The organism is Streptomyces sp. NPDC001450 (assembly GCF_053597295.1).
The window spans coordinates 275,904-294,755 of record NZ_JBSFHY010000006.1; the positions used below are offsets into that span (position 1 = coordinate 275,904).

The window sequence follows — 18,852 nt, forward strand, 5'->3', positions numbered from 1 at the left end:
CCCGTCCTCTCCCGAGCCGGCATCCCTTCCTCTCCCGGGCCGACCGGACCGGGCCGCAGGGTGAGCGGCGACGCGACGGACGGCGGAGCACGCGTTCGGCGACGGTGCCCTGCCTGTCTTAGGAGAGCGGCAGGCACGGAGTGGTGAGAGCCGCGTTTCGCTCTCAGCTTCCGCCGAGGTCCTCCAGCACCTCCCGGGCCGCCCGCGCGCCGCAGGCGAGCGCGCCCTGGACTGAACCCGTGCCGCGGTGATCCCCGCAGACGTAGCGGCCGGGCCCGGTGCGGCAGGTTCGGGTCAGCGGCCAGGGCGGCGGCATGGCGGGCAGCGCGTTCTCGACGGTGCGCGCGACCAGCAGGTCCCAGGCGGTGGCGTCGGTGCCGTACATCTCGGACAGGGCCGCGACCGCAGCCGCCCGCACGGGCTCGGTGTGGCCGCCCAGGACTGAGGTGGCGACGAGGGCACTGCCGTGCGGGGCGTACTCGGGCGCGACATCGCTGAGGACGCAGGTGTTCAGTACGCGGCGGCGGGTGTCGACCAGCAGGACGGGACGGCGCAGTGGGGAGCCCGGGGCGACGTGGTAGTACGTGGTGACCGTGCGGTGGCCGGGGACGTCCAGGCCGGGCAGCAGCCGTGCGGCGGCGCCGGCACCGGTCGCCACGACGACGGCGCGCGCCGGCAGCTCCGTACCGTCGGCCGTGACCACCCCCCGGCCGGCGAGCCGGGCCACCGGTGTGCCGAGCCCTACGGTGCCCTCGGGCAGGGCCGCTGCCAGGGCGCGCGGGACGGACTGCACGCCGAAGGCCGGAAGGCACAGCGCGCCGCGCAGCATGCTGCGCCATACCAGGTGGAACACCCGGCTGGAGGTCTCCATGGAATCCTCGAGGAAGACGCCGGAGAGGAACGGCCGGAAGAAGCCCTCCACGAACGGGTCGGAGAAGCCCGCGTCGGCCAGGGCGGCGCCGGTGGTGCGTTCGGGCGCGTGCTTGAGCGTACGGGCCGGGGCGAGCGCGTCGCGGGCGCCGAGCGCGGCCAGCGCCGCCAGGTCGCGCGGCCGGGCGAGCCGCCCGGACAGCAGCGACGCCACCGCGTCGGGGCGGCGGCGCGGGTCGGCCAGCAGCACGCGCCGGTCACCGGTGTGCACCAGGACCCCCGGCAGGAAGGGGCGCGGGTCGAGGAAGCGGGCGGGCAAGCGGCGGCGCAGCTGCGGGTAGGCCGGGTTGACGACCTGGAAGCCGCGGTCCACCGTGAAGCCGTCCAGGCGGTCGGTCCGCATCCGCCCGCCCACCGCGTCGCCCGCCTCCAGCACCCTGACGCACAGCCCGGCGGCGGCCAGGTCGCGGGCACACGCCAGCCCCGCCACCCCGGCACCCACCACGACGACGTCCGCGACCACGGATCCACCCGCCACGGCCACCACCTCTCCTCGCTCTCAAGGGCTTGCCGCCGAGTGGCGCCTGCCGCGCGACGCCAGGCGTGCTCCCCACTGCCCCGAGGGCCTGGAGGCACGCCACTCGCCACATCACCCGCACAGCCGCGTACGCCCGTCGAGGGCTCGGGCGGCTCGCCGAAGCGCACAACGGATTCCGCGGGGCCCGTCGGCGGGGTGACGACGCCACCTTCTTCACAGGCGCCTGACGTCTTCCCCTAGCTACTTCCCCGTCGGCCGCCGCCGCGGATGCGCCCGCACCCGAACGGGGGACTGCCGGACCCGCCGCATCCGGCACGGGCCGACGGGCCGAAACCATCCGAGAGTGACCCCATCGGAAGCAGAAGTGAGCCCCATGCGGACCTCGGTCGTCGTGTTCACCTGCGATCTGCGCCTGACGGACCACCCGCCGCTACGCGCGGCCCTGCACGGAGGGGGCCAGGTGGTACCCCTGTTCGTGCGTGACCGGTCCGTGGACGGAGCGGGTTTCGCCGCGCCGAACCGGCTCGCGTTCCTCGCCGACTGCCTGCGGGACCTGGACGCACGGCTGCGGGAGCGGGGCGGCCGACTGGTGCTGCGCGAGGGCGACACGGTCACGGAGGTGTACCGGGTGGCCGCCGAGGCGGACGCCGGCGAAGTGCACATGGCGGGCGACGTGAGGCGCCTTCGCGCACGCGCGCGAACGGTGGCTGCGCCGTGCGCTGGAGGCCGACGGGCGGCGCCTGTACGTGCACGACACGGTGAGCACCGCCGTGGCGCCGGGCACGGTGACGTGGGCGGCGTGTCGCCGGCGCTGTGCGCGGGCGGTGAGACGGAGGGGCGGCGCAGGCTCACCGCGTGGCTACGCTCCGGCGTGGACGCCTACGAGGAACGGCACGACGACCTGGCGGGCGACGCCACCTCCCGGCTCTCCCCCCACCTGCACTTCGGCACGCTGTCGCCGGTCGAGGTGGTGCACCGGGCCCGCAGGGCCGGCGGCGCGGGCGCGGAGGCGTTCGTACGGCAGATCGCCTGGCGCGACTTCAACCGCCAGGTGCTCGCCGCACGCCCCGACGCCGCCGCACTCGACTAGCGCACCCACCGCGGCCGGTGGCTCGGCGGAAGGGACGCGGAGGCGGACGCCGAGGAGTGGCGGGAGGGCCGCACCGGCTACCCGGTGGTGGACGCGGCGATGCGGCAGCTGCGCCACGAGGGCTGGATGCATAACCGGGGCCGGCTGCTGCCCGCGAGTTTCCTCACCAAGACGCTGTACGTCGACCGGCGGGTGGGCGCCCGGCACTTCCTGGACCTGCTGGTCGACGGCGACATGGCGAACAACCAGCTGAACTGGCAGTGGATGGCCGGCACGGGCACCGACACCCGGCCCAACCGGGTCCTCAACCCCGTCACCCAGGGCAAGCGGTACGACCCGGACGGAGCATGTGTGCGGCGCTGGGTGGAGGGACTGGCGGACGTGAAGGGGACGCCCCTGCACGAGCCATGGAAGCTTCCGGCACAGGAGCGTGCGAGGGCCGGTTACCCCGAGCCGCTGGTGTCCCTGGCGGAGGGCCTGGACCGCTTCAAGCGGGCCCGGGGGCGCTCCTGAAGTGGCACTGCGTGATCGGCTCTGTTCTGCGAGGCGGCCTGATGTCGCTCACGTCGGCGGTGATGCCTGATACCACCGCCGGAACCCTCCGGGCAGCGCCGCGCCGCCCAGCCGGCCATCGCCTCGCGCCGTCCACACTCGTACAGCCACCAGGACCGACCTCGAGTTGGCGGTGGTCGCCAACCTCCAGAACTGGGACGTACAGTACCCCTAGGGGTATTTATCGAGGAGCGATCGTGGAACTGGAGCTTGAGGGCACGTCCCTGAGGGCCGTGCTGAACCGGCTGCGGCGGGCGCAGGGCCAGATCTCCGGGGTGATCCGGATGATCGAAGAGGGGCGGGACTGCGAGGAGGTCGTCACCCAGCTGGCCGCCGCCTCGCGAGCGCTCGACCGAGCCGGTTTCGCGATCATCGCCACCGGCCTGCAGCAGTGCGTGGCGGACATCGAGTCCGGCCGCAAGAACGGTGAGGACACGGAGGCGATGCGCGCGCGGCTGGAGAAGCTGTTCCTGTCTCTGGCGTGAGGAATTCCCGTCGGGCGGTCCGTCCGGGGTACCTCGCTCCCGGTCGGGCACCCGTCCCGCGCCGTGCGCGCCGTTGAGAAAGGCCGTCGCCATGCGTTACGACCGCACCGTGCGCCTCGGCCTCGACCTGCTGCTGCCCTGCTCACCCAGGCCGGCGCGGACAGCTGAGCCGCCTCAGGCACCCAACGGCGTCAGGGCCGACTGGTCGTCACGATGCCCGTGTCCACTCGATGTTCACGTGCAGCAGGCCGGTGCAGAGCAGTTCCAGCCACAGCCGGAGCCGGCCAGGAAGGCGAAGCCCGCCCGGGCAGGAGCGGACCGAGACGGCACAATCCGCACGACTACCCGTGGGAGGCCCTCCCCATGGCGCAGGTCGAGCTGCTTCAGGTGCTCGGTGAGCGCTCTCCCGCAAGCATCAGTGAACTCGCCGCCCGCCGGCGACTGGCTCCGAGCACGGTCAGCGGGCTGATCAGCCAGATGATCACCGTTGGGCTGGTCGCACGCGATGTCGACGCAGCCGATCGTCGGGCCTCCGTCGTCGCCCTCACCGACGCGGGCCGCGAGAAGCTCGCCGCCTGGACCACCGCGCACGAACGCCGTATCGGCGCCGCCCTGGCCGCGCTCGACGACAACTCCCGGGCAGCCATCACGAACGCACTGCCCGCCATGTTTCAGCTGGCGGAAAGTCTCGGCGAGCCGGCGGACGGCTCGGGGAGCAGTGAGATGCAGCCTCGCGCCGCCCGATCCGCGCTGTCATGACCACCCTTCGGGAAGGGCTATCTCCGCCCAGATGGTCTTGCCGGCAGCTTTGTGGCGGGTTCCCCAACGCCGGGCGAGCTGGGCGACGAGCATCAGACCGCGTCCGCCTTCGTCGAAGGTGCGGGCCCGCCGAAGGTGGGGCGCGGCGCTGCTGCTGTCGGACACCTCGCAGATGACCGCGGTGTCGCGGATCAGGCGCAGTTGGATGGGCGGGCCGCCGTAGCGAATGGCGTTGGTGACCAGCTCACTGACCACCAGCTCGGCAGTGAAGGCGATCTCTTCCAGCCCCCAGACCGCAAGCTGGCGGGCGGCCTCGGTACGAGCGCCGGCCACGGCCGCGGGGTCGCCGACCAGGTCCCAGGTGGCAACCTGGCTGGAGTCCAGAGCACGGGTGCGGGCGATGAGCAGGGCGACGTCGTCCGTGAGCTGGCCGGAGAGCAGACTGTCCAGGACGGCTTCGCACACCTCCTCCAGCCGGTCGGCGGGCCTGGCCAAGGCCCGCCGCAGCTTCTGGAGTCCCGCATCGATGTCCCGGCCGCCGGCTTCGGTCAGGCCGTCGGTGTACAGGGCGAGCAGACTCCCTGCGGGCAGCTCCCGCTCCACGGCTTCGAACGGCAGCCCGCCCATGCCCAGCGGAGGGCCGGGCGGCGCGTCGAGGAAGTCCACGGTGCCGTCCGGAGCGACGACCGCGGGCGGGGGATGACCGGCGCTGGCGACGGTGCAGCGGCGCGAGATCGGGTCATAGACCACGTACAGACACGTGGCGATGAGGTCGGTGACGATCTCCAGATCCTGATCGGCGGCCGTTTCCTCCTCCGCCGCGAGGTGGGTGACCAGGTCGTCCAGATGGACAAGGAGCTCGTCGGGGGGCAGATCGACATCGGCCAGCGTGCGCACCGCGGTTCGCAGCCGCCCCATGGTGGCGGACGCGCGCAGGCCGTGGCCCACCACATCACCGACGACCAACGCCACCCGGGCCCCGGACAGCGGAATCACGTCGTACCAGTCGCCGCCCACCCCGGCAAGGGAGCGGGCAGGAAGGTAGCGGGAAGCCACCTGCACCGCCTCCTGCTCCGCCAGCTGGTGCGGAAGCAGGCTCCGTTGCAGGGCCACTGCGGTGGTGCGCTCACGGGTGTAGCGGCGGGCGTTGTCGACGGCGACGGCGGCACGTGCCGCGATCTCCTCGGCGAGGAACAGATCGTCCTCGGTGAAGGGAGCCCGGCGTCGATGACGGACGAGCACGGCCACACCCAGGGTGATGCCGCGGGCGCTCAGCGGCACCACGATGACGGAGTGGACCCCGTGGGCGTGGACCACCCGGGCCCGCTGGGGGTCGCCCGTCGCCCACCGCACGATGTCCTGGTCCAAGGAGCGATGGAGGGAGGACCGGCCGGTGGCCAGGACGCGGGCGGGCGGCGAGGACTGGGGGTAGTAGTCCACCTCGCCGACCCTGATCACCGACTCGGGGACGCCCGGCAGGACCGACTGGTGTGCAGCACGGAGCAGGGCCACGCCCTCACCGGACGGCCTGGGCTCCACACCGCGGAAAAGCGAGTCCAGCAGGTCGACGGTGACGAAGTCGGCCAGCCGGCCTGCCACCACATCGGCCATCTCCTGTGCGGTCTGCGCCACGTCCAGCGTGCTGCCCACCCGGGCACTGACCTCGTTCAGCAGGGCAAGACGCTCCCGTGCCCCGTACTCCGCGGTGGTGTCCACCGCGGTGAACTGCACACGATGGACCCGACCGACCGCGTCCCTCAGCGGGGACAAAGTCACCGACCAGATCCGCTCACCAGGCTCGGCCCGGGCGTCGGCGTACATCTCCAGGTGCTCGGCCGCGCCCGTCTTGAACACCCGGCGCATCCCCCCTTCCACCTCCTCGTAGGCGGAGCCGGGCATGAACTGCGTGAGCCGCCGACCTCGCATCTGCTCTTCGGTCAGGCCGACCTCATGGACCATGCCACTGCTTGCCCGCAGGATCCGCAGCTCGGCGTCGCAGATCGCCACAGGCAGATGGCACTGCGTGAACGCCTCCTCCACCATCGCCTCCCCCGCGCGATGAGGCGGCTGCTCCATAGGCGTGGACACGATCAGCCCTCCACGGTCCGGTGACGGACACCCCCACCCCCCAGTCCTGTCTCCTGTCTACCGCTCTTTGCCCACCCACGCAGGTCGCCCGGCGAGCGTGGGATCAGTTCCCGTCGGCGACTGCCGGCCCTACATGTCGGTGAGTGAGCAGCCGCGCGGGCGAGCGGCCCGGCCCCAGCCCCAGCCAAGGTCCATATCGCCCAGTGTCGCGATATGGAATTGCCTGACAGGCAAATACCCGCTGGGGTATTTGACCCACCTCCCTGGACCGCCGTAGCCTCGCCGTCAATAAACCCCAGGGGGTATTTGAGGAGGCAACTACCGGCGCGTGGAGGGGCCCGCCCGAGGCTGCGGCCCCCACCGAGAGGCACCCGGCGCGCGCCGGCACGACTCTTCAATGCGCCCTTGCCGAGGCTGGTTCGCACCGGCACCGCAGGCATCGGCGCAACGACACAACCATCCGCCTCACGGCCCCAGGGCCGGACGGGAAGGACTACCACCATGGTCGCCAGTCCCTCGCCCCGCAGCGAGACGATCACCGGCCGGCACCGCGTCGCCGTCATCGGCGGCGGCAGTGCCGGAATCAGCGTCGCCGCCCGCCTGCGCCGCGCCGGCGTCACCGACATCACCCTCGTCGAGCCGTCCGACAGCCACTGGTACCAACCCCTGTGGACCCTGGTCGGCGGTGGCCAGGCGCCCCTGCGCAGCACCCGGCGCGCCGAGGCCTCCGTCATTCCGGACGGAGTGCGCTGGATACGCCGGTACGCCCTCGCCGTCGATCCCGACGCTCGCACTCTCACGCTGTCCGGCGGCGCCCAACTCTCCTACGAGTACCTCGTCATGGCACCCGGACTGCAACTGGACTGGGATGCCGTGCCCGGTCTCGCCGAGGCGGTGGGACGCGACCGGGTGTGCAGCAACTACGCGCCGGAGTACGCGCCGCGCACCTGGGAGCTGATCAAAGGAATGCGCTCCGGCACGGCCGTCTTCACTCATCCGGCGACGCCACTGAAGTGCGGCGGAGCACCGCAGAAGATCGCGTACCTGGCCGCCGACCACTGGCGCAGGCAGAAGGTCCTGGACCGGATCCGGGTCATCCTCGTCATTCCCGATGCCGTCCTGTTCAAGGTGCCCGAATGGGCCCGCACTCTGGAACAGGTGGCCGACCGGTACGGCATCGAGGTGCGGCTTCGGTCGGAGATGACCGCCGTGGACGGGGACCGCCGCGAGGTCGTCCTCGCCGACCACGCGAACGGCACCGAGGAGACGCTTCCCTACGATCTCCTGCACGCCGTCCCTCCGCAGAGCGCGCCCGACTGGGTCAAGGACAGCCCGCTCGCCGACCCCGCGAGCCCTCTGGGGTTCGTCGCCGCCGACAAGCACACGCTGCGGCACCCGCGGTACGCGAACGTGTTCGCGCTCGGCGACGTGGCCAACCTGCCGACCTCCAAGACCGGTGCGGCCATACGCAAGCAGGCTCCGGTCGTGGCCGCCAATCTGCTCGACGTGATGAACGGCAGGAGCCCGGCGCGCCAGTACGACGGCTACACCTCATGTCCGCTGGTGACCGCCCGCAACCGGATGCTCCTGGCCGAGTTCGACTACGACCTGAAGCCCTCGCCCACCTTCCCGCTGATCGACACCTTCAAGGAACGGCGCGACATGTGGGCCTTCAAGCGGTACGTCCTGCCGCAGGTGTACTGGCACGGCATGCTGACCGGCCGCCTCTGACCGGCCGCCCCTGATCGACCGGCCCGGGCTTCCCCCGACCCGGGCCGGTCTTCCACGCACCCGCAGACGCGGTGGGCCGCACCACGGCGGACAGCAGCCGACGCGGCCCGCCCGTGAGCCACACCCCTGGAAATACCCCCCGGGGTATTGATGTTATGGTGTGCATATACCCCAGGGGGTAATTCCAGTGGGAAGGAAACATCTCCGTGTTCTTCATCGACACCATTGACCTCGAGGGCCTCGGCAACCGCAGCTACCTCGCCGGCGGCCGGCAGACGGCCGTGGCCGTCGACCCGCCGCGCGACTTCGACCAAGTACTGGCAGTGGCCGCGCGTCGCGGGGTGCGGATCTCGCATGTGGTGGAGACCCACATACACAACGACTACGTCACCGGGGGGCTGGAGCTGGCCCGGGTGACCGGAGCCGCCTACCTGGTCCCGGCAAAGGCGCGCGTCTCGTTCGCGCGGGTTCCGGTGGCCGACGGCGACACCGTCACCATCGACAGCGGGCTGGAGCTGCGCGCCGTTGCCACACCCGGCCACACCCCGCACCACACCTCCTACGTCCTGCAGGAGGAGGGACAGCCGGTGGCTGCGTTCACCGGCGGATCGCTGCTGATCGGCACGGTGGGCCGGCCGGACCTGGTCGAGCCGCGGCTGACCGAGGAGCTGGCCCGCGCTCAGCACGCCTCCGCACACCGCCTGGCGGCCGAGCTTCCGGACGAGACGTCCGTACTGCCCACGCACGGCTTCGGCAGCTTCTGCTCCTCGGCGCAGGCCGAGGGGGACGCCACCACCATCGGCAAGGAGAAGTCCGCCAACACGGCGCTGACCACGGATGTGGACTCCTTCGTCGCGCGGCTGCTCGCCGATCTCGACGACATCCCCGCTTACTACACGCACATGGGTCCGGCCAACGCCGCTGGCCCCGCACCCGTGGACCTGACCCCGCCGGCCGTCGCGGACGCCGACGAGATAGCCGCCCGGCTCGCGGCCGGTGAGTGGGTCGTGGACCTGCGCAACCGGGTCGCGTTCGCCGAGGGCCATGTCGCCGGGTCCTTCAACTTCGAGGCCGACGGCAAGATCGCCACGTACCTCGCCTGGATGGTCCCGTGGGGCAAGCCCGTGACCTTGCTCGCCGAGTCCCCCGAGCAACTGGCCGCCGCCCAGCGCGAACTCGTCCGGGTCGGCATCGACCGGCCCGCCGCCGCCGCGACCGGCACACCACAGGAATGGGTGCCCGAGGGTGACAGCCTCGCCTCCTTCCCCCGCTCCACGTTCGCCGGCCTGGCCGAGCACGGCACGGACGGCATCGTCGTCCTGGACGTACGGCGCGACTCCGAGCGAGCCGCCTGCTACATCGAGGGCTCGGTCCACATCCCGATCCACCAGCTGCACAAGCGGCTCGGCGAGGTGCCGGCCGGAACCGTCTGGGTGCACTGCGCCGGCGGGATGCGGGCCGGCATCGCCGCCTCGCTGCTGGACGCCGCGGGCCGTGACGTCGTGGCCGTCGACGACGGCTTCGACGCCGCCGAGGGCGCCGGGCTGACCGTCGTCACCGGCTGAGCCGACGAGTTCGGACAACCCGCAGAACTTTCCGAGAGGTTGTGTGATGTCTCTTTTCCGTCGTGGCGCAGACCGCGTCACCGTGGACGAGGCCCGCCGGCGCACCCAGGGCGCCGACGCCGTGGCCGTCCTGCTGGACGTACGCGAGCAGCTCGAGTGGAGGGCCGGGCACGCGCCCGGCGCCGTCCACGCGCCGCTGTCCCGACTGGCAGCCGGCGAGGCACTGCCCAGCGTGGCCCAGGCACGGCCGCTGGTGGTGATCTGCCGCAGCGGGCGCCGCTCGCAGCAGGCCGCCGAACTGCTGGTCGCACGCGGCGCCGACGCCGTCGACGTGAAGGGCGGCATGCAGGCGTGGGCCGCCGCCGGTCACCCGGTCGTCGACGAACGCGGGAACAACGGCTCGATAGCATGACCGCTCTGATCCTCGCGCTCGTCGCCGGTGCCGTCATCGGCCTGGCCCTGGGCGGCCTCGGCGGGGGCGGCAGCGTCCTCGCCGTACCCGCACTGATCTACCTGCTCCACTTCACCCCGGCGGAGGCGACGACGGCCAGCCTGGTCATCGTCAGCCTCACCTCGGTCACGGCACTGATCGCCCACGCCCGCGACGGCAACGTCGTCTGGCGCACGGGGTTGCTCTTCGCCGCGGCGGGCATCGTGCCCGCGATGATCACCGGCGCCGCCTCCGGCCATCTGCCCGAGTCCATGCTGACCGGCGCCTTCGCCGTCATAGCCGCGCTCGCCGCCCTGCGCATGCTGCGGCCCGCGCGGACCGAGCCGTCCGGCAAGGTACACCCCGGCAAGGCCGGAGCGGCGGGCGCGGGCCTCGGCGCGGTCACCGGGTTGCTCGGCGTGGGCGGCGGTTTCCTCGCCGTGCCCGCGCTGGTGAGCGTGCTCGGACTGACCATGCGCCGGGCGGTCGGTACCAGCCTGCTGGTCATCACGATCAACTCCCTGGCCGCTCTCGCCGCCCGCGCCGGCACCGGCACGCAGCTGGACTGGGCGGTCATCGCACCGTTCACCGCGGCGGCGATCCTGGGCGCCTGGGACGGCAAACGCCTGTCCCGCAGGATCAAGGGCACGACACTCCAGCGGATCTTCGCCTACGTGCTCCTCGCGGTCGCCGCCTTCATGCTCGTCGATGTGCTCGTCTGACCATGTCGGCGGAGTTCGGGCACCGGGGCGACAGGGCGTCGGGCCAGGGAGAGGAAGAGCTTCTCCGGCCGCCGCGCACCTGCTCACGGTCCGCACCGGGTTCCCTGCAGTTGTCCGCACCGACCGAACGATGCTGCAGTCCGTTCGCGATCACGACACCGACCGCAGCTCCGCACCCGCCGGATCGAGTTCCACGGCCACACCTCACAGACACCCCACGGGGTACAACCCGCTCCCCCACCCGGGGCGCCCTCGACACCCAAGGACGACATTCGCCATGACCACCCCCACCGCCCTCGACCCCGGCCAGGCCCGCAGCCGCCTGCACGAACTCACCGTCATCGACGTACGCACCCCCGGCGAGTACGCCGGCGGTCACGTCCCCGGCGCCCTGAACATCCCCCTGGACCAGCTCGACCGGGCGCTGCCCGACATCCGCACCGCAGCCCGGCGCGGCGAGGTCCTCGTCGTCTGCGCCTCAGGCGCCCGCTCCGAGAACGCGTGTCGGATACTCGCGGGGAACGGCATCCACACCGCCACGCTCGCCGGAGGCACCGGCGCCTGGGCCGCCCAGGGCCATGACCTGCACCGCCCCGAGGGGGCCCGGACGGCGACGTGGGGCATGGAGCGCCAGGTCCGCCTTGTCGCGGGCTCGGTGGTCCTGCTCGGCCTGGCTCTGGGCGAGGTGCTTCACCCGGCCTTCCGGCTGCTGTCCGCCGGCATCGCCGGCGGTCTTGTCTACTCCGCCGTGACCAACACCTGCGGTATGGCCGCCATGCTCGCCAAGCTCCCGTACAACCGGCCCCGCAAGGCCGACCTCGACGCGACGCTGGCACGCCTGCGCGGCAACTGACCACGCGACCCGCGCACCCGCCTCAGCGGCTTCGAGCTCGCCGTCCGCTACGAGTCAACCGCGCTGGTCGCAGCCAGCAGTGAGTGCCTACGACCGGCAGCAGTCTGGGCACTCACATGGTTTGTCCGGCTCCGGGACCCTCTTCGAGTCGACGCGGGTCACGGACTCCCCGGGTCGTCGAACTCGACCACTCGGAAGCGTTCGGCGACGACGAGAGTGTCATCGTCGACCACGGGGGTGCGGCCCAGGAACTCGCTCACGCCATCGCTCTGGAAGAACTCCTCGTGGGCCGCCCGCCACTGTGCCACGTCGGAGTAGCCGCGGCCCTCGGCTCGCGCGAAGTCGTCGTCGATCTCCTTCATGGGAACGACCCGTACGTCGACAAGCTCGATGGTGACGGCCGGACGGCCCTCGGAATCCAGCACGGAGAACCGCTGTCCGGTCTGCGGCACTGCCTCTCCGGCATGCTCGTAGATCTCCAGGAGGCCCGTCAGTGCCGTCTTCTCACCCCTCAGAATCGCCGCCACACCCCGGTCACGCTCCGGCCCGGGAAAGGCGAGTTCAAGAGTCGGGAGGTCGTCGTGTCCCATCGGGCGAGGGTACGAAGCCCGGTCGCGTCGATCAAGGGACTCCGTCCCCGCTCGCTGCCGGCACCCGGCGCGTGAGAGCGCGCGGGGGCGGTGTTGTTCCGCGCCCGTGCGGCCACCGAGGTCGCCCCTGGCGACCCCCGCTACGAGGCGCTCCGCCGGGGATTCGGTGGATCGTTGAGGGTTACGCTCAGCCCGGCCCCTGCCATTCACGCGGGCGAAGACGTGCCGCACCGGTTCCAACCGGCGCGGCCCGGCCGGCCAGGTGTGGGGTCAGTGCTTCTTCGCGATGAACAGCCGGCCCGTGGGGAACCGGTGCGGCAGGCACCGGACGTCCGAGAAGCCGGCCGCCAGCAGCTTGTCGGTCCACTCCCGCTCGGTGAGCAGCCGTCGGCGCATGAACTGCTGGTGGTAGTACGTCACGATGGCGCTGAACCGGCGCTCCCTCGGGTCGGGCACATACGGCACGGCCTCCGTGAGCGCCATCATGCCGCCCGGCCGCAGCGCGTCCCGGCAGGCGGCCAGGGTCCGGTCGGCGATGTCCTCCTCCTCGGGCATCATGTCGTGGAAGACGAACCCGGCGTGCACCACGTCGGCGTCCTTCACCGGCGTCGGGTCGCCGGCCACCGACTGGATCGACCGCTCGTACACGGTGATCCGCTCGGCCACGCCCGCTCGCTCGGCCGCCAGTTGTGCCTCCCGGCACGCCTCGGCGTCCAGGTCGAGCGCCACGGCCGTGGTGTCCTTCAGGGTCAGCATGATCTCGATGAGCAGCCGGGCGGTGCCCGCGCCGAGGTCGACCACGTGCGACGGACGGGCGTCGAGGATGGTCTGCAGCGCCACGGGATAGAAGCCGAACGAACCCATCCACTGCGAGCTGACGGCGACCTGCCGGCCGTCGCGGCTGTGCCGCTTGCCGGCGGCCACGTTGTCGGTGAGGAACTCCACCGCGTTCTCCACGAACGGCCGGTTCGCGTTGAGCGCCCAGGACAGGTAGCCGGACTCGTACAGGATCTGGTCGAAGTCCGCCGCCACCTGGTACGTCCCGTCCGACTCGACGACCAGCGCCGCCGAGGTCAGGGCCTCCAGGTAGTTCGCCACGCCCTGCCTCGGCAGCCCCGTCGCCGACACCAGCTGCTCGACGTCGACCCGCTGGCCCTTGTCGATGTGGGGCAGCACCCCGATCCGGTCGCCGATCTCCAACAGCGCTGCCGCTCCCGCCGCGTCCGCTGCCGTCTCGCGGGCCGGGTTCTGGTTCGCAGTCATCTACTGTGTTCCTTTCAGTAATTGCTGGATCACTGTCGGAATTTCGTCCCGCTCGGGCTATCCGTTCATGGCCTCCCGGAGCACGCGGTTGATGACACGGCTGATCTCGGCCGCGTTGCGCGGCCAGTACATCTCGTTGTGGGCGCAGGCGACGTCGAAGCGCTGCACGTGACCGTCGACGTACTCGTGCCACAGCACGTCCATCTCCGCGTCCAGGTGGCGTTTGTCGTGGGTCTCCGGGTCGAGGAGCGCGTTGAAGAAGACGACATCGCCGCGGTACCGGGGCGAGGTGTAGCGCCGCATCTGCTCCAGGTGCTCGATGAAGATCTCCGAAGCGGTGCTGACCAGGAACTCGTACTCCTCCATTCCCTTGAGGTGGCCCATGTAGTTGACGAGGAACATGCGCACCATGTCCTCATCCAGGAGTTCGAGGTCGGCGAAATGGCTGGCGGGTGCCGAGTCCAGCAGCGCGAGCAGTGCCACCTCCTCTCCGCGGCGCTGCAGTTCCGCGGCCATCGCGTGGGCCAGGGTGCCGCCGAAGGACCAGCCGAGCAGGTGGTACGGGCCGCTCGGCTGGACGTCCTGCACCTGGTTCACGTAGTCGTCGACCATGTCCTCGATGGAGGTCGCCCGGGGTGTGACCCCGTCGAAGCCGCGCGCCTGGATGCCGTAGAGCGGCCAGGACTGGTCGATGTGCCGGCCGAAGCTGAGATAGGGCCAGCTCAGGCCGCCACCGGGATGCAGCCACCACAGCGGGGGCCTGTCCCCCTCGGTGCGGATCGGCAGGAGGGCGGCGAACGGGTCCTCGAAGGTCACCTCCGCGTCCGCGGACAGCTGTTCCGCCAGTTCGGCCACCGTGGGGTACTGGAACACCGTCCGGATCGGGACCTCCATGCCCAGCTTCTCGTGGATCTGCCAGACCAGGCGGGTCAGCCTCAGCGAGTGGCCGCCGCAGGCGAAGAAGTCGTCGTCGATGCCGATCCGGTCCAGGCCGAGCACCTCGGCGAACAACCCGGCCAGTGCCTCCTCGCGCGGTGTGCGCGGGGCGCGGTACTCACCGCCGGTCGGGTCGGGGTCGGGCAGTGCGGCGCGGTCCACCTTCCCGTTCTTGGTGAGCGGCAGCCGGTCGAGGAGCATGATCTCGCTCGGCACCATGAACGCGGGCAGTTCGCGGGTCAGTTCGTCGCGCAGCTGCGACGGCAGCCGGGACGCACGGCCGGAGACCGCGGGCGTGTTGACGAGCCGCCCGGACGGCCTCGACGCGGGCCGGTACACGCCGTCGCAGACGGGGGCGTCGACGTCGGGCAGCAGGACCGCCTCGAAGTGCTCCGCCGACTCCGGCGACCAGGTGCAGTACACCGCGAGCCCCTGTGCGGTGCCCCAGGCCTCCAGCTCGGCGGGGTCGAGCGTGCCCCGGTCGTCGATCGGGCCGCCCCATTCGCCGGCCTCGGTGGCCAGCCTGGCGTTCGGCACCCGGGTGAGCCGGACACGCCCGTGCCGCGCGAGCGCGGTGGCCACGTCGGCCAGCTGGTGGACGTCGCTTCCCCAGGTCGCCACCGGCAGGTCCGCGAGGTCCAGGGCCCGGTTCGGTCCCTTGTGCAGCACGATCTCGTAGCGGTGGCGGGTCAGCTCGTTGTGATGGCTGCCCTGCTTGAGGCGGATGTCCGTGGCGACCACGTCCGCGTGCGCGTCGGCCCACTGTGTGAAGTACTCCGGATCGATGACCAGTTCCTTCTCGTCCAGGAGCGCGCGGGACACCGCGGCCTGCACGGCGGCGGCCCGGTCGTCCGGGTGCCGCGAGCGGTGGACCGCCGCGGTGAACCCCTTCTGGGTTCGGTAGTTGCGGACGTCACCGACGACGATCCGCCCGCCCGGGGCCAGCCTGGCCAGCGCGATGTCGAGCACCCTGGCGAGGTAGTCGGCGTCCGGGAAGTACGACACGATCGAGTTGAGGATCACCGTGTCGAAGTGCGCGGTGGGCAGGTCGCCCGGCTCGTCGGCGGGCCCGCAGCGCAGGGTCACCTTGTCCGCCAGCCGCCGGTCGGCGCGGACCTGGGCGCGCAGCCGCTCGATGACGGGGGCCGAGAAGTCGATGCCCCAGTACTCCGTCACCTCCGGCGCGAGCGGTCCCAGCAGCAGGCCCGAGCCGACACCGATCTCCAGCACTCGCCGCGGGCGCAGGGCGCGCACCCGCCCCACCATGGCGTCACGCCAGGCCCGCATCTCGGGCAGCGGGATGGCCTGTCCGGTGTAGGAGCTGTTCCACCCGGTGAAGTCGTCGCCGACTCCGCCCAGGTCCACCTCGGTGTCGCCGTACACGGAGTCGTAGATCTCGCGCCACTCCCCGACCTGCTGGTCGGCCTCGTCGTCGGACGATCCCGACGCCTCGGGCACCACATAGGCGATGAGGTGCCGCTCACCCAGCCGGTCCTCGCGACCGACCACGACCGCCTGTGCCACGCCCTCACGCCTGCGCAGCGCCGCCTCGACCTCGCCCGGTTCCACACGGAAACCCTGGATCTTGATCTGGTCGTCCACCCGGCCGACGTATTCCAGGTGCCCTGTGGAGCTCCAGCGCACCAGGTCGCCGGTGCGGTACATGCGCGCCCCGGGCGACCCGAACGGGTCGGCGACGAACCGGCCCCCGGTCAGGCCCGGCCGGCCCGCGTACCCGCGAGCGACGCCGGCGCCCGCGATGTACAGCTCCCCGACCACGCCGGGCGGCACGGGCTGGAGGCGCTCGTCCAGGACATGCAGCACGGTGCCCTGCATGGGGCCACCGATCGGCACCGGGTCGGTGCAGTCGTCGACCGAGGCGAGCCGGTACCTGGCGGCGAACGCCGTGGTCTCCGTCGGCCCGTACCCGTTCACCACGGTGAGGCCGGGGCAGGCGTCGAGAACCTGACGGACGGCGGAGGGCGGCATGACCTCACCACCCGCCCACACCTCGGCCACGCCCGCGAAGCACTCCGGGTGCTGCTCCACCATCACGGCGAACAGACCCGTGGTCAGGCACACGTCGGTGATTCCACGCTCCGCGATCACGGCGGCCAGCACCGCGGTGTCCAGCTGACCGGCGGCCGCGACCACAGCGGTGCCACCGTTGAGTAGCGGCACCCACAGCTCGTAGGTGGCCGCGTCGAACGTGTGCGCCGAGTGGATCAGGACGCGGCGGTACGTCCCGTCCGCCCAGCAGTCGTCGAGCGCGAGGTCGACCACGTTCCGGTGGGTCACCTCGACGCCCTTGGGCTGGCCGGTGGAGCCGGAGGTGTACATCACGTACGCGGCGCTGTGCTCCCCGACGCCGATGTCGAGCGGCGAGTCCGGGCACCCGTGTAGGTCCTCGTCGGCGAGACCCTCGTCCACGGTGACGGCGGGGGTGAGATCGGCGAGCATGAACTCGATGCGCTCGAGCGGATAGGCGGGGTCGACCGGAACATACGCGGCTCCCGTCTTCAGCACCCCGAGGATGGCCGCGACCAGCAGGGGTGAGCGGTCGAGCACCAGCGCCACGCGGCTGTGCGGCTGTACGCCCTTCGCCCGGAGGTGGTGCGCGATGCGGTTGGACCAGCGGTCCAGTTCCGCGTAGGTCCAGCTGTGCGTGCCGTCCGCGCAGACCAGCGCGGTCGCGTCCGGGGTCGTGGCGGCCGTGGCGGAGAACCGTTCATGAACGGTGCCGGCCTCGAACCCTGCGTCCCGGCCCTGACCACCCCACCGGTCCAGGGTCGCGCGCTCACTGCCCGCGAGGATGTCCACCGACCCGATGGGCGTGTCCGGTGCGGCGACCACCTGGCGCAGGAAGTGGACCCAGCGGTCGAGCATCGTGGTGATCGTGCCGGCGTCGAACAGTTCGGTCGCGTACTCGGCGAAGCCCTCGATCCGGGCCCGCGCTCCGTCGTCGTCCTGTTCGCCGAGGTTGATGGACAGGTCGAAGTGCGCGACACCCGGGCTGAACAGCTCCTCGGTCACGCTCAGGCCCGGCAGGGTGAACTCCGCTGCCGCGTTGTTCTGCAGCACCAGCAGCACCTGGAAGAGCGAGTGGTGCGCGGTCGAGCGCACCGGGTTCAGGACCTCGACCAGGTGCTCGAACGGAATGTCCTGGTGGTCGTAGGCGGCCAGGCTCCGCTCCCTTACCCGGCCGACGAGTTCGGCGAAGCCGGGGTCGCCGGAGGTGTCCGCGCGCAGCACCCAGGTGTTGACGAAGAAGCCGACCAGTCCGTTGAGCGCCTCGTCGGTGCGTCCGGCGATGGGCGAACCGATCGGCACGTCCGTGCCCACGCCCAGCCGGGTGAACAGCGCCGCGAGCCCCGCCTGCAGCACCATCGACACCGTGGCGCCCGTCTCGCGGGCCACCCTCCGGATGCCCTCGGTCAGCTCCTCGTCGAGTTCGATCGGAACCAGGTCGCCCTCGAAGGACGCCACCGCCGGCCGTGACCGGTCGGCAGGCAGCTCGATGGCCTCCGGCAGGCCGGCCAGGTGGTTCGTCCAGTAGTCCAGCTGACGCCGGTACAGGCTGTCCGGGGCGTCACTGTCCCCGAGCAGGTTCCGCTGCCACAGGGTGTAGTCCGCGTACTGCACCGCAAGCGGCTCCCACTCCGGGGTCCGGCCGTCACGGCGGGCCTCGTAGGCGGAGATGAGGTCCTTCGCCAACGGGCGGGCCGACCAGCCGTCGGACGCGATGTGGTGCGCGCCGATCAGGAACACCGACTCCAGCTCGCTGAGCCGGAACAGCCACGCACGGATCGGGATCTCCGTCGCCAGGTCGAACGGCAGGCGCGCCGCCTCCCGCAGCGCGTCGGGAAGTTCGGCCTCGGTGACCTCGCGTTCCTCCCAAGGCACCTGGATCGCGGTCGGCGGGACGACCTGCTGGTACGGCTGCCCGGCATCCTCGCCGAAGACGGTGCGCAACGACTCGTGCCGCACGACCACATCGCGCAGGGCGCCACGAAGGGCGACCGCGTCGAGGTCACCGCGCATCCGCAGCGCCAGCGAGACGTTGTACGTCGCCGACGGACCCTCGAACCGGTGGATGAACCACAGCCGCTGCTGCGCGAAGGAGACCGGCAACCGCTCCGGCCTGACCTGGGCGACCAGTGGCGGTCGGCCGGTGCTCGCTGTCGTCAGGTGTTCCGCCAGCTCGGCGACCGTGGGCGCCTGGAAGACCAGCCGGATCGGGATCTCCACGCCATGCACGGCACGGATACGGCTGACCAGCTTGGTCGCCAGCAGCGAATGGCCGCCGATGGTGAAGAAGTTGTCGTCGACGCCGACCCGGTCGAGTCCGAGTACCGCGGCGAACAGCGCGCACAGCGACTC

The 18,852-nt window shown here is 71.6% G+C and carries 13 protein-coding genes and 1 pseudogene; 9 read left to right on the plus strand and 5 right to left on the minus strand.

Annotated elements, in window-relative coordinates:
• Nucleotides 1–163: 163 nt before the first annotated feature.
• Nucleotides 164–1,414, minus strand: coding sequence for an NAD(P)/FAD-dependent oxidoreductase (locus ACWC5O_RS09080; RefSeq protein WP_450585576.1), 1,251 nt, complete (start codon nucleotides 1,412–1,414; stop codon nucleotides 164–166).
• A 367-nt stretch (nucleotides 1,415–1,781) separates the two neighbouring features.
• Here ACWC5O_RS09080 and ACWC5O_RS09085 point away from each other — a divergent pair, with 367 nt between their 5' ends.
• The 4 genes and pseudogenes from ACWC5O_RS09085 to ACWC5O_RS09100 all read left to right on the plus strand — a co-directional run bounded on the left by ACWC5O_RS09085 (nucleotide 1,782) and on the right by ACWC5O_RS09100 (nucleotide 4,294).
• Complete coding sequence (locus ACWC5O_RS09085; protein WP_450585574.1) at nucleotides 1,782–2,498, plus strand: deoxyribodipyrimidine photo-lyase; 717 nt, start codon at nucleotides 1,782–1,784, stop codon at nucleotides 2,496–2,498.
• Nucleotides 2,499–2,549: 51 nt separating this feature from the next.
• Nucleotides 2,550–3,011 (plus strand): annotated as a pseudogene (locus tag ACWC5O_RS09090) (FAD-binding domain-containing protein); the annotation flags it as partial.
• Between the two features lie 236 nt (nucleotides 3,012–3,247).
• Nucleotides 3,248–3,535, plus strand: coding sequence for a metal-sensitive transcriptional regulator (locus ACWC5O_RS09095; protein WP_450585572.1), 288 nt, complete (start codon nucleotides 3,248–3,250; stop codon nucleotides 3,533–3,535).
• Nucleotides 3,536–3,898: 363 nt separating this feature from the next.
• Nucleotides 3,899–4,294: a MarR family winged helix-turn-helix transcriptional regulator gene (locus ACWC5O_RS09100; protein WP_450585570.1), complete on the plus strand. Its 396-nt coding sequence runs from the start codon at nucleotides 3,899–3,901 to the stop codon at nucleotides 4,292–4,294.
• Here ACWC5O_RS09100 and ACWC5O_RS09105 read toward each other — a convergent pair.
• Nucleotides 4,289–6,382, minus strand: coding sequence for a SpoIIE family protein phosphatase (locus ACWC5O_RS09105; RefSeq protein WP_450585569.1), 2,094 nt, complete (start codon nucleotides 6,380–6,382; stop codon nucleotides 4,289–4,291). The genes ACWC5O_RS09100 and ACWC5O_RS09105 overlap by 6 nt on opposite strands.
• 501 nt (nucleotides 6,383–6,883) lie before the next feature.
• Here ACWC5O_RS09105 and ACWC5O_RS09110 point away from each other — a divergent pair.
• From ACWC5O_RS09110 to ACWC5O_RS09130, 5 genes are all read left to right on the plus strand, one after another.
• A complete protein-coding gene (locus tag ACWC5O_RS09110) occupies nucleotides 6,884–8,113 on the plus strand; it encodes an FAD-dependent oxidoreductase (RefSeq protein WP_450585567.1) in 1,230 nt (409 codons plus the stop codon).
• Between the two features lie 206 nt (nucleotides 8,114–8,319).
• Nucleotides 8,320–9,678, plus strand: a complete 1,359-nt coding sequence (locus tag ACWC5O_RS09115) for an MBL fold metallo-hydrolase (RefSeq protein ID WP_450585565.1) — start codon at nucleotides 8,320–8,322, stop codon at nucleotides 9,676–9,678.
• 46 nt (nucleotides 9,679–9,724) lie between these two features.
• Nucleotides 9,725–10,090, plus strand: a complete 366-nt coding sequence (locus ACWC5O_RS09120; RefSeq protein ID WP_450585563.1) for a rhodanese-like domain-containing protein — start codon at nucleotides 9,725–9,727, stop codon at nucleotides 10,088–10,090.
• On the plus strand, nucleotides 10,087–10,830 hold the full coding sequence (locus tag ACWC5O_RS09125; RefSeq protein WP_450585561.1) for a sulfite exporter TauE/SafE family protein: 744 nt from the start codon (nucleotides 10,087–10,089) through the stop codon (nucleotides 10,828–10,830). The genes ACWC5O_RS09120 and ACWC5O_RS09125 overlap by 4 nt, the downstream gene beginning before the upstream one ends.
• A gap of 277 nt (nucleotides 10,831–11,107) precedes the next feature.
• Nucleotides 11,108–11,683, plus strand: coding sequence for a rhodanese-like domain-containing protein (locus tag ACWC5O_RS09130; RefSeq protein ID WP_450585560.1), 576 nt, complete (start codon nucleotides 11,108–11,110; stop codon nucleotides 11,681–11,683).
• Nucleotides 11,684–11,841: 158 nt separating this feature from the next.
• Here the strand turns inward: ACWC5O_RS09130 and ACWC5O_RS09135 are convergent, their stop codons facing one another.
• From ACWC5O_RS09135 to ACWC5O_RS09145, 3 genes are all read right to left on the minus strand, one after another.
• Nucleotides 11,842–12,273, minus strand: coding sequence for an ASCH domain-containing protein (locus ACWC5O_RS09135; protein WP_450585559.1), 432 nt, complete (start codon nucleotides 12,271–12,273; stop codon nucleotides 11,842–11,844).
• 270 nt (nucleotides 12,274–12,543) lie between these two features.
• Nucleotides 12,544–13,536 (minus strand): class I SAM-dependent methyltransferase, encoded by a 993-nt coding sequence (locus ACWC5O_RS09140; protein WP_450585557.1) that lies wholly within the window; start codon nucleotides 13,534–13,536, stop codon nucleotides 12,544–12,546.
• Between the two features lie 57 nt (nucleotides 13,537–13,593).
• Nucleotides 13,594–18,852 (minus strand): amino acid adenylation domain-containing protein (locus ACWC5O_RS09145; protein ID WP_450780939.1); only part of this gene is annotated, 5,259 nt, incomplete at its 5' end.